This is a genomic window from Methylobacterium cerastii, assembly GCF_022179125.1.
GTDB lineage: Bacteria > Pseudomonadota > Alphaproteobacteria > Rhizobiales > Beijerinckiaceae > Methylobacterium > Methylobacterium cerastii.
The window spans coordinates 1-12,813 of sequence record NZ_BPQG01000048.1 but is presented as its reverse complement, the minus strand read 5'-3'; the positions used below and the strand labels follow the sequence as shown (position 1 = coordinate 12,813).

Genomic DNA, 12,813 nt, shown 5'->3' with positions numbered 1-12,813 from the left:
CGGGCGCCCCCCCGCCGGGCAATCATCGTTAAGTCTTCGTTAACAGCTTCGCTCCGCGTGCCGCGGCCAAAAGTTTAACCCGACGTTAACCATGAGGGCGGCAGATTTTGCCGGGCGGCCGGAGACAGGGCCGCCGCGCAATCCGGAGCCCCACCGTGGCCGTCACCGACATGCCGCTGCTCGGAATGCTCCGCACCAAGATGCAGTGGCATCAGGCGCGCCAGAAGCTGCTCGCCGAGAACGTCGCCAACGCCGACATGCCGGGCTTTCGCCCGCGCGACCTCGCGCAGCCGAGCTTCGACCGCGCCACGGGCCTCGCGGCCTCGACGGGCAGCGGGATGACGCTGACCAATGCCGGCCACATCGCCGCCTCGGGCGACGCGGGCGTCGGCGCCGACCCGCGCCGCGTGACGGAATTCGAGATCCGCCCGAGCGGCAACGGGGTCAACCTCGAGGACGAGATGATGAAGTCCGGCGACAACCAGTCGGACTACCAGCTCGCCGCGTCGATGTACCAGAAGAGCCTCGACGTCCTGAAGATCGCCATCGGCAAGAAATGACCGGCGGACCAGACGTGATCGGAAGGGACTGAGCCATGGATTTCAACAAGTCGCTCACGATCGCCGCCGCCGGCCTCAAGGCGCAGTCCGGCCGGATGCGGATCATCGCCGAGAACATCGCCAACGCGGATTCCGCGCCCCAGAGCGCCAACGGCGAGCCCTACCGGCGCAAGATCCCGACCTTCAGGAGCCACGTCGACCGCGAGACCGGCGCGAACCTCGTCGAGGCGGGCCGCGTGCGCCGCGACATGACCGCCTTCCGGACCAAGTACGATCCCGGCAACCCGGCCGCCGACGCCAAGGGCGAGGTGCGCATGCCCAACGTCAACGGGCTGATCGAGAACATGGACATGCGCGAGGCCCAGCGCTCCTACGAGGCGAACCTCAACATGGTCACCACCGCGCGCCGGATGATCTCCCGCACCCTCGAGATCCTGAAGTAGGCGGAAGACCACCATGGCCAGCAGCAACTTCGCGGCGGGCGCCTACGCCGCCGTCCAGAACGTCGGCGCCTTCAAGGGCGCGCCGAAGATCCAGCCGACGCAAGGGGCGGGCGGCGACTTCACCCAGCTCCTGGGCCGGGCGCTCGACGGCGTCGGCGACGCCGGCCGCAAGGCCGACGCCCAGGGCATGGCGGTGGCCGCCGGCAAGGCCAACGTGGTCGACGTGGTCACGGCGGTGGCCGAGAGCGAGACCGCGCTGCAGACCATGGTCGCCGTGCGCGACCGGATGATCTCGGCCTACGAGGAGATCATGCGGATGCAGATCTAGCCGGACCAGGCCCGCCCCCGTTCCCGGGGCGGGCCGAGGCGTCACATCCCCCAACGGTTCGAGCAAGCATCCAGACCCATGACCGGACTCGCCATCCTCGACGTCGCGCGCGACGGCATCTTCGTCTTCCTCAAGGTCGCCGGCCCGCTGATGCTGGTGGCGCTGGCCGTCGGGCTCGTGGTCTCGCTGGTCCAGGCGCTGACGCAGATCCAGGAGCAGACCCTGATCTACGTGCCCAAGATCGTCTCGGTGTTCGCGGCCTTGCTGCTGATGCTGCCGTTCATGGGCGACGCGCTCGCCGGCTACATGACCCGCATCGCCGCGCGCATCGCCGCCGGACAGTGAGAAGAGACGAAGCGGGCGGCCTGCTGCTATGACGGCGCATGAACCTGCTCCTGCCCGGGATCGCGGCGGCCTACCTGCTGACCTTCGCCCGGGTCGGCACGCTGATCATGCTGATGCCGGGCGTCGGCGAGCAATCGGTCTCGCCGCGCATCCGGCTGTCCTTCGCCCTGCTGGTCTCGCTGCTGCTGTTTCCCATGGTGCGGCCGCTGCTGGCGGTGGGTGCCGACGCGATCGGCACGCCCCGGCTGATCGGCCTGCTGTTCTCGGAGACGCTGGTCGGGCTTGTGATCGGGCTGACCGTGCGGATGATCCTCGCCGCGCTCCAGACCGCGGGCCTGATCATCTCGCAGCAGGTCGGCCTGTCCTACGCCATGACCGTCGACCCGTCGCAGGGCGGCCAGCAGCCGGCGCTCGGCAACTTCCTCTCGCTTCTCGGCATCACGCTGATCCTGGCGGCCGACCTGCACCACGTGGCCCTCGACGCGATCGGGCGGAGCTACGCGGTGCTGCCGCCGCAGGCGGTGCCGGCCTTCGGCGACGCGGCGACCCTGGCGCTGAAGGCGATCGGCCGCGGCTTCACCCTCGGCGTGCAGATCGCCTCGCCGTTCATCGCCTTCGGCATCCTGTTCAACCTCGGCCTCGGGGTGCTGTCGCGGCTGATGCCGCAGCTGCAGGTGTTCTTCGTCGCGGTGCCGGCCTCGGTGCTGATCGGCATGCTGATCCTGTTCGGCTCGCTCGGCGTGATGATGACCGTGTTCCTGGACGACCTCGGCCGCTACCTGCTGGAATTCGCCGGACGGTGAGCCGGTGTCGGACCATCGCGTGGTCGAGGCGCAGGTCCCTTCTCCCAGGGGGAGAAGGACAGGATGAGGGGCGTGAGTTTTCCGGCGAGGTCACGACCCTCACCCCAGCCCTCTCCCCATGGGAGAGGGGGCAGGTCGGCGCCGAACGTGGACATATCCTGGTCCGTCTCGGGAGCGGCTGAGCCATGTCCGAGGGCACCGAGCAGGAAGACAAGACCGAAGAACCGACCCAGCGGCGCCTCGACCAGGCGATCGAGCAGGGCAACGTCGCGACCAGCACCGAGATCAACACCTTCGCGATCCTGGCGGCCTTCACCCTGGCGCTGGTGATCGCGGGGCCGAGCATCGCCCGCGGGCTCGTCGCCGAGATGCGCGGCTTCCTGATGAACGCCCACGCGGTGCCCGACGACCCGCACGCCATGGTGGGCATCGCGGGCCGTACCCTGACGATCTGGCTGCAGGCGCTCGCGGTGCCGGCCGGGCTCGTGGCGGTGGCGGGTCTGGCCGCCGGCCTGCTGCAGCACCCGCTGGTCTTCACCACCGAGACGCTCGGGCCGAAGTTCGAGCGGATCTCGCCGATGGCCGGCGTCAAGCGCATCCTCGGGATGGAGGCGCTGTTCCAGTTCGTGAAGGGCCTTGCCAAGATGGCGGTGGTCGGCGTCGTGGTCGGGACCCTGCTGTGGCGCGACCGCGACCGCCTCGAGGTGTTCGCCCGCCTCGACCCCGCCGCCTGCCTCACGGCGATCCTCGGCATCAGCATCAAGCTGCTCGGCGGCGTGCTCGCCATCCACCTCGCGATCACGATGGCCGACGCCCTGTACCAGCGCTACCGCTGGCGCCAGCGCCTGCGCATGTCCAAGGAGGAGATGAAGCAGGAGATGAAGGAATCCGACGGCAACCCCGAGGTGAAGGGGCGGATGAAGCAGATCCGCATGCAGCGGGTGAAGAAGCGGATGATGGCGGCGGTGCCGACCGCCACGGTGGTCATCACCAACCCGACCCACTACGCGGTGGCCCTGCGCTACGAGGCCGGGATGGGCGCGCCGGTCGTCGTCGCCAAGGGCGTCGACTCCCTGGCCTTCCGCATCCGCGAGCTCGCCAAGTCGCACGACGTGCCGGTGCTGGAGAACCCGCCGCTGGCGCGTGCGCTCCACGCCACCGTGGAGATCGACGAGGCGATCCCGGCCGAGCACTACAAGGCGGTCGCCGAGGTGATCGGCTTCGTCATGCGCCTGCGCCGCCGGGCCGCGTGAGCGCGCCGAACGCACGGTTTGTCCACCTTCCTCGGCCAGACTAAGCCGGGACCGACCGGAAGGCGGCCCCCGTCGGAAGTCGGCGCGTCCCGAAAGACAGCGCTTGCCGATCGGCGGGGTGAGGGCATAACCGGTCCTTCGTTTGTGGATTCAAGGCCCGATGCCGGATCTGAGTGGACCCACGCCCGCGGTTTCGGGCTCGATCGACCGGTCGGAACGGCCCGGGCGGGTCGGATTGCTGCTCGTGCTCGCCGGGCTGCTGGTCGGGGCGGCGATCGGGCTGTCGTTCGTGGCCAACGAGCAGGCGCAGTCGCTGATCATCTGGCTGCTGGCGCTGCTCGCCATGGCCGGCGTGTTCTTCCTGTTCGCGATGGCGATCGGGGCGATCCAGCTCAGCGGGCAGGGCGGGCGCGACGACATCACCAAGGCGATCGTCGACGCCGCCCCCGAGGCCACCGTCGTGGTCGAGGAGGGCGGCCGGCTGATCTACGCCAACGAGGCCTACCTGAACGTGGCGGGCGGCGACAGCTTCTCGACGCTGCGCCCGGTCGAGCGGATCTTCGTCGGCTCGCCGGAGGTGTCGGAGGCGATCTACCGCCTGTCGCAGGCCGCCCGCGACGGGCGCAGCCACGCCGAGGAGGTGCGGATGTCGCCGCCGCCGGCGGGCGGCGCGCGGGGGCGCGACTTCGCCTGGTACCGCATCCAGGTCCGGCCGCTGCCGCGGCCGGGACGGGCCGCCTCGCTCTGGACGGTGGGCGACATCACCGCCGAACGCGAGCGCCAGGAGAACGTCTTCCAGGAACTCCAGCACGCGATCGACTACCTCGACCACGCGCCCGCCGGCTTCCTCTCGATCGATCCGACCGGCGCGATCGTCTACATGAACGCGACGCTGGCGGCCTGGCTCGGCTACGACCTCGCGGTGGTCGGCCCCGGCGGCCCGCACCTCTCCGAGATCGCGCCCGCCGCCGACGCGCTGATCCAGAACGCCGGGCTCCCGGGCGAGGTCCGCACCGACCGGTTCGACCTGGATCTCCGCCGCCGCAACGGCCACCCGATGCCGGCCCGGCTCTACCACCGCGTCGCCTTCGGCAAGGACGGCAAGCCCGGCGCGTCGCGCACCTTCGTCATCAACCGCTCCGCCGGCGCGGAGAGCGACGAGCCGCAGCGCGCGGCCGAGGTGCGGCTCGCGCGCTTCCTCAACAACTCGCCGATCGCCATCGCGACGCTGGACCGCTCGGGCCGGATCGCCAGGGCCAACGCCTCGTTCGCCCGCCTGTTCGGCACCCTGCCGCGCCATGCGGTGGCCGAATCCGCGGCCGGCGCCGAGGAGCCGAACTTCGCCGAATCGGTGGTCGAGCGCGACCGCCCGGCCCTCGATGCGGCGCTCGCCAAGGCGGCGAGCGGGCTCTCCGAGATCGAGCCGATCGAGGTCATGCTGGTCGGCAACGCCAACCGCTCGGCCCGGGTCTGGCTCAGCACCGCGGGCGGGGAGGGCGCCCCGGGGCAGGGGCAGGAGGAGGCCGACCGCGAGCCGCTGATCCTCTACGCCCTGGACACCACGGCCCAGCGCCAGCTCGAGCAGCAGATCGCGCAGACCCAGAAGATGGACACCGTCGGGCAGCTCGCCGGCGGCATCGCGCACGACTTCAACAACGTCCTCCAGGCGATCATCGGCTACTCGGACCTGCTTCTGGCGAGCCACAAGCCGACCGACCCGGCCTTCCAGGACATCATGCAGATCAAGCAGAACGCCAACCGGGCGGCGGGCCTCGTGCGCCAGCTCCTGGCGTTCTCGCGCCGGCAGACGCTGCGGCCGGAGGTGATGAACGTCGGCGAGGCGCTCTCGGAGCTGACGCTGCTGCTGAAGCGCCTGCTCGGCGAGCGCGTCGGGCTCGACCTCAAGCACGGGCGCGACATCTGGCCGGTGAAGGCCGACGTGAACCAGTTCGAGCAGGTGATCGTGAATCTCGCGGTGAACGCCCGCGACGCGATGCCCGGCGGCGGCCGCCTGCTGATCCGCACCGCCAACGTGCTCGACCCGGGCGCGGCGGCCAAACCCGACGGGCGCGGCGGCGCGCCGGCCGGCGACCACGTCCTGATCGAGGTGCTCGACACCGGCGAGGGCATCCCGTCCGACCTGATGGAGAAGATCTTCGAGCCGTTCTTCACCACCAAGGAGATCGGCAAGGGGACCGGCCTCGGCCTCTCGACGGTGTTCGGCATCGTCAAGCAGTCCGGCGGCACCATCGACGTGCAGTCGACGGTGGGCGAGGGCACCAGCTTCCGGATCTACCTGCCGCGCCACGAGCCCGCGGCCCTGCCCGAGCCGGCGCCGGCGCTGCCGCCGGCCGCGGCCGACGCGTCCGTTTCTGCGGCCGGCGCGCAGCCGGGGGGAGAGAACTTCGTCCTCGTCGGCGATCCGAAGGCCACGACGGCTCCGAAAACGCCTCCGCGAAAGCCCTCGGCCGACCATACCGGGCAGGGGGTGATTCTCCTCGTCGAGGACGAAGACCCGGTCCGCGCCGTCAACAGCCGCGCGCTCTCGGCCCGCGGCTACACCGTGCTCGAGGCCGCCTCCGGCATCGACGCGCTCCACATCGTGCGCGAGGGCGGCCATCAGATCGACCTCGTCGTCTCCGATGTGGTGATGCCGGAGATGGACGGCCCGACCCTGCTGCGCGAGATTCGCAAGCACCTACCGGACCTCAAGGTGATCTTCGTCTCGGGCTACGCCGAGGACGCGTTCCGCAAGAACCTGCCCGAGGGCGAGACCTTCAACTTCCTGCCCAAGCCCTTCAGCCTCAAGCAACTCGTCGAGACGGTGAAGGCGACGATGGCCGAGCCGTAAGGCGGCGGGCAGGCACGGAGATGACTCCTCATGGGGGCGATTCCACCCTTGCCCGATGAGAACAAAATAGGTACATCAAATGCAGGTTCCGGCGCATTGAGATGCGCGCCCAACCCCTGCATAAGGATGCCGAACGATGGCTCAGGCCGCACTGAAAGTGGTGGAAACCCCCGGCATGGTGGACAAGGACAAGGCGAAGGCGATCGACGCCGCGCTGTCCCAGATCGAGCGGGCCTTCGGCAAGGGCTCGATCATGCGGCTCGGCAAGAACGACAAGATCGCGGAGGTCGAGACCGTCTCGACCGGCTCGCTCGGCCTCGACATCGCGCTCGGCGTCGGCGGCCTGCCGCGGGGCCGCGTCATCGAGATCTACGGGCCGGAATCCTCGGGCAAGACCACGCTCGCGCTCCACACCATCGCCGAGGCCCAGAAGACGGGCGGCGTCTGCGCCTTCGTCGACGCCGAGCACGCCCTCGATCCGATCTATGCGCGCAAGCTCGGCGTCCAGCTCGACGACCTGCTGATCTCGCAGCCCGATACCGGAGAGCAGGCGCTCGAAATCACCGATACGCTGGTGCGCTCCGGCGCCATCGACGTGCTCGTGGTCGACTCGGTGGCGGCACTGACGCCCCGCGCCGAGATCGAGGGCGAGATGGGCGACAGCCAGCCCGGCCTCCAGGCGCGCCTGATGAGCCAGGCCCTGCGCAAGCTCACCGGCTCGATCTCGCGCTCGAAGTGCATGGTGATCTTCATCAACCAGATCCGGATGAAGATCGGCGTGATGTACGGCAGCCCGGAGACGACCACCGGCGGCAACGCGCTGAAGTTCTACGCCTCGGTCCGCCTCGACATCCGCCGCATCTCGACCCTGAAGGATCGCGACGAGGCGATCGGCAACCAGGTCCGCGTCAAGGTCGTCAAGAACAAGGTCGCGCCGCCGTTCAAGCAGGTCGAATTCGACATCATGTTCGGCGAGGGCGTGTCGAAGGTCGGCGAGCTGATCGACCTCGGCGTCAAGGCCGGCATCGTCGAGAAGTCCGGCGCCTGGTTCTCCTACAACAGCCAGCGCCTCGGCCAGGGCCGCGAGAACTCGAAGGGGTTCCTGCGCGACAACCCCGAGATCGCCGGCAAGATCGAGGCGTCGATCCGGCAGAATTCCGGGCTCGTCGCCGAGAAGATCCTCGAGAACGCCAAGCCGACCGAGGACGAGCTCGACGAGGGCGAGGCGTAAGTCCCGCACCGCCTCGAATCAGCCATCCAGAACGAAGAAGCGCGCCGGCCCGAGAGGGCGGCGCGCTTCTTCATGTCAGGGCCAACGAATCGAAAAGCGCCGGCCGAGTGAATCTCAGGCCGAAAAGCCCGTCGGCTCGAACAGAAAGTCGTCCACCGTCGGAATGCTGACCGAAAGACCGGCATAGGCCGGCTTCGACAGGCGCCACGGGCGCTCGGCGCGGGCGCGGATCGCCTCGGAGGGGCGCAGGCGGCGCAGCGAGCCCTCCGGCTCGACCTCCTCCACGGCGAGGAACCCGTAGACCTGAAGGCGGGACGCGATGAGCTTGGTCTCGCGATCGCCCGCGGCCACCGTGAGCGTCCCCGTGGCGTAGACCGCATCCATCAGCGCGCGCTGCTCGGACCGGCGCCGGGCCTGCCCCTCGCGCACGCCACCCTCGTACGGCAGAGGCCGGCCCGCGGCGGCGATCCGCCGGAAGGGGACGACGTTCTCGGCCGCACTCGAAACGCTACCCATACGCATCACCCTGACCGTCGACATCGCGAACCGCCGGGGGCGCAGCGCGCCGCCCCGACGAAGCGGAGAATTCGACCAATCGCTTTAATCTTCCGTGAGCGATGTCGGCCCGCATCCGGCACGACCTGCCCCGATCCGGCACGCCACGCCCGGATTGACGGGCCGCCCCGCACGGGGAACACAGCACCGCATCGGGCGGAGACGAGGATTTCGGGGCGATGCGGGGACGCGTTCTGGCGGTTGCGGAAGCCTCGGCCCCGGGCCTCGTCGCGGGCGACGACGGACGCCGCTACGCCTACGGCCTGACCGACCTGTGCAGCGCCGCCCCGCACGCCGGCGAGGCAGTCGACTTCCAGGTCGAGCCCGGATCGGGCGATTCGGCCCGGCCGATCGGAACGGCGCGAGACCTGTACCTGATTCCCGGCGTCGTGCCGGCCTTCCCGGAGGCTCCGACGCACCCGGTGGCGCTCCACGGCGCAGCCAGGCCGGACTGGACGCGCTTCTATCTCAGCCCGAACGGACGCGTCGCCCTCGGCGACTACTGGCTCTACGGCTTCCTCGTCCTGTTCGCCGTCAACCTGCTGCTGGGCTGGATCCCGGTCTTCGGCCAGATCGCTTCGCTCGTCGCCGCCTGGGCCGGCATCGCGCTCGCGACCAAGAGGTGCCACGACGTAAACCGCAGCGGCTGGTGGAGCTGGCTGCCGATCGTTCCGCTCGTAGCGGGGTTGGCGGCGGTTCCCCTGGCGCTGTCGAACGCCGGAGACGCCGCCGTCGCGGTCGTCGTGGTCTGCAGCCTCCTCGCCCTGATCGCCGGCGCATGGCTGTTCTTCGCCGTCCTGATCCGCCAGGGCGACCCGGGCGACAATCGCTTCGGCCCGCCGCCGCCCCGCATAAAACCTTAACCTCTCGTCGGAGGCGAGATTATCGGCCGGAAACCATTGACCCACCCGGCGATGGAGGCTAGAAGCGCGCCACTTCGAACGGCCGGGGGGCTGCTGACGAGGCTGGGCGACAAGCCCGACCGACCGTCGACGACGCGCCGAACCACCGTCGAAGGCTCACATCGCCTGACGTCCTCGTCAGATCAGTAGGTACGAGCGCGCCTGCCTCAACAGGGGTGCTCCTCTGCCGACAGCGCGCCAAGGGTCCTCACCGACCCCTGGCGCATATTCGTTTTGCGGATTTCCCTTCGGGGGCATTCGTGGGCGGCTCCGCAGGGAGCCACGTTACGTCGCACGGGATCGCGCAGCGCCGCGATCCGGAGGAAGAGGGCACCAGATGCCGACGATCAACCAGCTGATCGCGCAGCCGCGGAAGATCCAGCGGAGCCGCAACAAGGTGCCGGCGCTCAACGCCTGCCCGCAGAAGCGCGGCGTCTGCACCCGCGTCTACACGACGACCCCGAAGAAGCCGAACTCGGCGCTCCGCAAGGTCGCCAAGGTCCGCCTTACCAACGGCTTCGAGGTGATCGGCTACATCCCCGGCGAAGGCCACAACCTTCAGGAGCACTCGGTCGTCATGATCCGTGGCGGCCGCGTGAAGGACCTTCCGGGCGTGCGCTACCACATTCTGCGCGGCGTGCTCGACACGCAGGGCGTCAAGAACCGCAAGCAGCGCCGCTCCAAGTACGGCGCCAAGCGTCCGAAGTAAGCACGACCCGCCCGGACGTTTGGTCTGGGCGGACATCACGGCATTCCACTGCCTCGTAAGGATGTCGCCGGCGCTCCGAAGGGAGTTGCTCAAGGCGGCCTGCGCGGGGTGCTTAGACCCTTTGTCGTTCGAAAGAACCCGCCATGTCCCGTCGCCATTCCGCAGAGAAGCGTGAGATCATCCCCGACCCGAAGTACGGGGACATCGTTCTCACCAAGTTCATGAATTCGATCATGTACGAGGGCAAGAAATCGGTTGCCGAGCGGATCGTCTACGGCGCCTTCGAGATCGTCGAAAACCGCGCCCGCGCCAACCCGATCGAGGTGTTCCGCGCCGCGCTCGAGAACGTCGCACCGATGATCGAGGTGCGCTCCCGCCGCGTCGGCGGCGCGACCTACCAGGTTCCCGTCGAGGTCCGCACCGAGCGCCGTCAGGCGCTGGCGATCCGCTGGCTGATCCAGGCCGCCCGCGGCCGCAACGACCGCACCATGGTCGAGCGCCTCTCGGCCGAATTCCTCGATGCCGCGAACAATCGCGGCAACGCCGTCAAGAAGCGGGAAGACACGCACCGGATGGCTGAAGCCAACCGCGCCTTCTCGCACTACCGCTGGTAAGCGGCCCGACGCCCCTTTCGGAGAGATCCCGATGCCCCGCACCCACGCGATCGAGGACTACCGCAACTTCGGCATCATGGCCCACATTGATGCCGGCAAGACCACGACCACCGAGCGGATCCTCTACTACACCGGCAAGTCCCATAAGATCGGCGAGGTCCATGAGGGCGCCGCCACCATGGACTGGATGGAGCAGGAGCAGGAGCGCGGCATCACGATCACGTCCGCCGCGACGACGTGCTTCTGGCGCGAGAAGCGCCTGAACATCATCGACACGCCCGGCCACGTCGACTTCACCATTGAGGTGGAGCGCTCGCTCCGCGTGCTCGACGGCGCGGTGTGCGTGCTCGACGGCAACCAGGGCGTCGAGCCCCAGACCGAGACCGTCTGGCGCCAGGCCGACAAGTACGACGTGCCGCGCGTCGTGTTCGTCAACAAGATGGACAAGATCGGCGCCGACTTCTTCAAGTGCGTCGCCGACATCATCACGCGCGTCGCGGGCAAGCCGGTCTGCCTGCAGCTGCCGATCGGCGCCGAGAGCACCTTCCGCGGCGTGATCGACCTGATCAAGATGAAGGCGATCGTCTGGTCGGGCGAGGCGCTCGGCGCCAACTACGACGAGGAAGAGATCCCCGCCGACCTCAAGGATCAGGCGGTCGAGTACCGCACCAAGATGATCGAAGCCTGCGTCGAACTCGACGACGAGGCGATGACCGCCTACCTCGACGGCGTCGAGCCGAGCGAAGAGACCCTTCGCATGCTCGTCCGCCGCGCCGTGCAGCTGCGCGCCTTCCACCCGGTGCTCTGCGGCTCGGCGTTCAAGAACAAGGGCGTGCAGCCCCTGCTCGACGCGGTCGTCGACTACCTGCCGTCTCCCGCCGACCGCGGCGAGATCAAGGGCCTCGACTTCAAGACCGAGGAAGAGATCGTCCGTCATCCGACCGACAGCGATCCCTTCTCGATGCTCGCCTTCAAGATCATGGACGACCCGCATGTCGGGACGATCACGTTCTGCCGCGTGTACTCGGGCAAGATCGAGTCGGGCGCCAACGTGCTCAACTCCTCGCGCGACAAGAAGGAGCGCGTCGGCCGCATGCTCCTGATGCATGCCAACAACCGTGAGGACGTCAAGGAGGCCTTCGCCGGCGACATCGTCGCCCTGGCCGGCCTCAAGGACACCCGCACCGGCGACACGCTGTCGGACCCGGTCAAGGTCGTGATCCTCGAGAAGATGGAGTTCCCCGAGCCCGTCATCGAGATCGCGGTCGAGCCGAAGTCGAAGGCTGACCAGGAAAAGCTCGGCATCGCGCTCGCCAAGCTCGCGGCCGAGGACCCGTCCTTCCGCGTCTCCACCGACCAGGAGTCGGGCCAGACCATCCTTCGCGGGATGGGCGAGCTCCACCTCGACATCAAGGTCGACATCCTGCGCCGCACCTACAAGGTCGACGCGAACATCGGTCAGCCGCAGGTGGCGTACCGCGAAAAGCTGACCCGGCGGACCGAGATCGACTACACCCACAAGAAGCAGACCGGCGGTACCGGCCAGTTCGCGCGGGTGAAGTTCGTGGTCGAGCCGAACGAGCCCGGCAAGGGCTTCGAGTTCGCCTCGAAGGTGATCGGCGGCGCGGTACCCAAGGAGTACATCCCGGGCGTCGAGAAGGGCCTCAACTCGGTCCTCGGCGCCGGCATTCTCGCTGGCTTCCCGGTGGTCGACATCAAGGTGGAGCTGATCGACGGCGCTTACCACGACGTCGACTCCTCGGCGCTGGCCTTCGAGATCGCGTCCCGCGCGGCTCTTCGCGAGGCGCTGCAGAAGGGCGGCTCCGTGCTGCTCGAGCCGGTGATGAAGGTCGAGGTCGTCTCGCCGGAAGAGTATACCGGCTCGGTGATCGGCGACCTCAACTCCCGCCGCGGCCAGATCCAGGGCCAGGACATGCGCGGCAACGCGAACGTCATCAACGCGATGGTGCCGCTCGCCAACATGTTCGGCTACGTGAACCAGCTGCGCTCCTTCTCGCAGGGCCGCGCCAACTTCACGATGCAGTTCGACCACTACGAGGAAGTGCCGCGCGGCGAAGCCGACAAGGTCATCGCCAAGTACGCCTAGCTCCAGTACGCGTAAGCCGATCCTCGACATCCCATCCGCGACGCCGGCCTGACCGCAGGCCCGGCGCGCACCACTCACCGAACCGGAGGCTACCATGGCCAAAGAGAAGTTT

Annotated in this window: 13 protein-coding genes; 12 read left to right on the top strand and 1 reads right to left on the bottom strand. The window is 68.7% G+C overall.

All coding sequences use genetic code 11. From position 1 onward, the window contains the following. Positions 1–155: 155 nt before the first annotated feature. From flgB to recA, 8 genes are all read left to right on the top strand, one after another. On the top strand, positions 156–560 hold the full coding sequence (gene flgB, locus MFF13_RS15815; protein WP_147754435.1) for a flagellar basal body rod protein FlgB: 405 nt from the start codon (positions 156–158) through the stop codon (positions 558–560). 35 nt (positions 561–595) lie between these two features. Beyond that, on the top strand, positions 596–1,003 hold the full coding sequence (gene flgC / locus MFF13_RS15810; protein ID WP_147754436.1) for a flagellar basal body rod protein FlgC: 408 nt from the start codon (positions 596–598) through the stop codon (positions 1,001–1,003). Between the two features lie 13 nt (positions 1,004–1,016). Further along, positions 1,017–1,331 (top strand): flagellar hook-basal body complex protein FliE, encoded by a 315-nt coding sequence (gene fliE / locus MFF13_RS15805; protein WP_147754437.1) that lies wholly within the window; start codon positions 1,017–1,019, stop codon positions 1,329–1,331. Between the two features lie 78 nt (positions 1,332–1,409). Next, entirely contained in the window at positions 1,410–1,676 is a 267-nt protein-coding gene (gene fliQ, locus MFF13_RS15800; RefSeq protein WP_147728151.1) for a flagellar biosynthesis protein FliQ, read from the top strand. 38 nt (positions 1,677–1,714) lie between these two features. Next, a complete protein-coding gene (fliR, locus tag MFF13_RS15795) occupies positions 1,715–2,479 on the top strand; it encodes a flagellar biosynthetic protein FliR (protein WP_147829783.1) in 765 nt (254 codons plus the stop codon). Between the two features lie 185 nt (positions 2,480–2,664). After that, complete coding sequence (gene flhB / locus MFF13_RS15790; RefSeq protein ID WP_147764916.1) at positions 2,665–3,732, top strand: flagellar biosynthesis protein FlhB; 1,068 nt, start codon at positions 2,665–2,667, stop codon at positions 3,730–3,732. Between the two features lie 160 nt (positions 3,733–3,892). Further along, entirely contained in the window at positions 3,893–6,583 is a 2,691-nt protein-coding gene (cckA, locus tag MFF13_RS15785; protein WP_238272514.1) for a cell cycle histidine kinase CckA, read from the top strand. Between the two features lie 136 nt (positions 6,584–6,719). Then, the gene (gene recA / locus MFF13_RS15780; RefSeq protein ID WP_147754337.1) at positions 6,720–7,814 is read left to right on the top strand and encodes a recombinase RecA; all 1,095 of its coding nucleotides are present in this window, start codon (positions 6,720–6,722) and stop codon (positions 7,812–7,814) included. Between the two features lie 114 nt (positions 7,815–7,928). Here recA and MFF13_RS15775 read toward each other — a convergent pair whose 3' ends face one another. Continuing rightward, positions 7,929–8,330, bottom strand: a complete 402-nt coding sequence (locus MFF13_RS15775; RefSeq protein ID WP_147832243.1) for a hypothetical protein — start codon at positions 8,328–8,330, stop codon at positions 7,929–7,931. A 218-nt stretch (positions 8,331–8,548) separates the two neighbouring features. Here MFF13_RS15775 and MFF13_RS15770 point away from each other — a divergent pair, with 218 nt between their 5' ends. From MFF13_RS15770 to fusA, 4 genes are all read left to right on the top strand, one after another. Beyond that, complete coding sequence (locus MFF13_RS15770; protein WP_147832245.1) at positions 8,549–9,232, top strand: DUF805 domain-containing protein; 684 nt, start codon at positions 8,549–8,551, stop codon at positions 9,230–9,232. Positions 9,233–9,608: 376 nt separating this feature from the next. Beyond that, positions 9,609–9,980: a 30S ribosomal protein S12 gene (rpsL, locus tag MFF13_RS15765; protein WP_066927123.1), complete on the top strand. Its 372-nt coding sequence runs from the start codon at positions 9,609–9,611 to the stop codon at positions 9,978–9,980. Between the two features lie 143 nt (positions 9,981–10,123). Further along, the gene (rpsG, locus tag MFF13_RS15760; protein WP_147728202.1) at positions 10,124–10,594 is read left to right on the top strand and encodes a 30S ribosomal protein S7; all 471 of its coding nucleotides are present in this window, start codon (positions 10,124–10,126) and stop codon (positions 10,592–10,594) included. Between the two features lie 31 nt (positions 10,595–10,625). After that, positions 10,626–12,701: an elongation factor G gene (gene fusA / locus MFF13_RS15755; RefSeq protein ID WP_147754335.1), complete on the top strand. Its 2,076-nt coding sequence runs from the start codon at positions 10,626–10,628 to the stop codon at positions 12,699–12,701. The last annotated feature ends 112 nt before the right edge of the window (positions 12,702–12,813 follow it).

What these genes read in the sequence shown, in the direction of transcription:
- flgC (WP_147754436.1), top strand. Translation starts at nt 596, where the DNA reads ATGGATTTCAACAAGTCGCTCACGATCGCCGCCGCCGGCCTCAAGGCG.
- fliE (WP_147754437.1), top strand. Translation starts at nt 1,017, where the DNA reads ATGGCCAGCAGCAACTTCGCGGCGGGCGCCTACGCCGCCGTCCAGAAC.
- fliQ (WP_147728151.1), top strand. Translation starts at nt 1,410, where the DNA reads ATGACCGGACTCGCCATCCTCGACGTCGCGCGCGACGGCATCTTCGTC.
- fliR (WP_147829783.1), top strand. Translation starts at nt 1,715, where the DNA reads ATGAACCTGCTCCTGCCCGGGATCGCGGCGGCCTACCTGCTGACCTTC.
- flhB (WP_147764916.1), top strand. Translation starts at nt 2,665, where the DNA reads ATGTCCGAGGGCACCGAGCAGGAAGACAAGACCGAAGAACCGACCCAG.
- cckA (WP_238272514.1), top strand. Translation starts at nt 3,893, where the DNA reads ATGCCGGATCTGAGTGGACCCACGCCCGCGGTTTCGGGCTCGATCGAC.
- recA (WP_147754337.1), top strand. Translation starts at nt 6,720, where the DNA reads ATGGCTCAGGCCGCACTGAAAGTGGTGGAAACCCCCGGCATGGTGGAC.
- MFF13_RS15775 (WP_147832243.1), bottom strand. Translation starts at nt 8,330, where the DNA reads ATGGGTAGCGTTTCGAGTGCGGCCGAGAACGTCGTCCCCTTCCGGCGG.
- MFF13_RS15770 (WP_147832245.1), top strand. Translation starts at nt 8,549, where the DNA reads ATGCGGGGACGCGTTCTGGCGGTTGCGGAAGCCTCGGCCCCGGGCCTC.
- rpsL (WP_066927123.1), top strand. Translation starts at nt 9,609, where the DNA reads ATGCCGACGATCAACCAGCTGATCGCGCAGCCGCGGAAGATCCAGCGG.
- rpsG (WP_147728202.1), top strand. Translation starts at nt 10,124, where the DNA reads ATGTCCCGTCGCCATTCCGCAGAGAAGCGTGAGATCATCCCCGACCCG.
- fusA (WP_147754335.1), top strand. Translation starts at nt 10,626, where the DNA reads ATGCCCCGCACCCACGCGATCGAGGACTACCGCAACTTCGGCATCATG.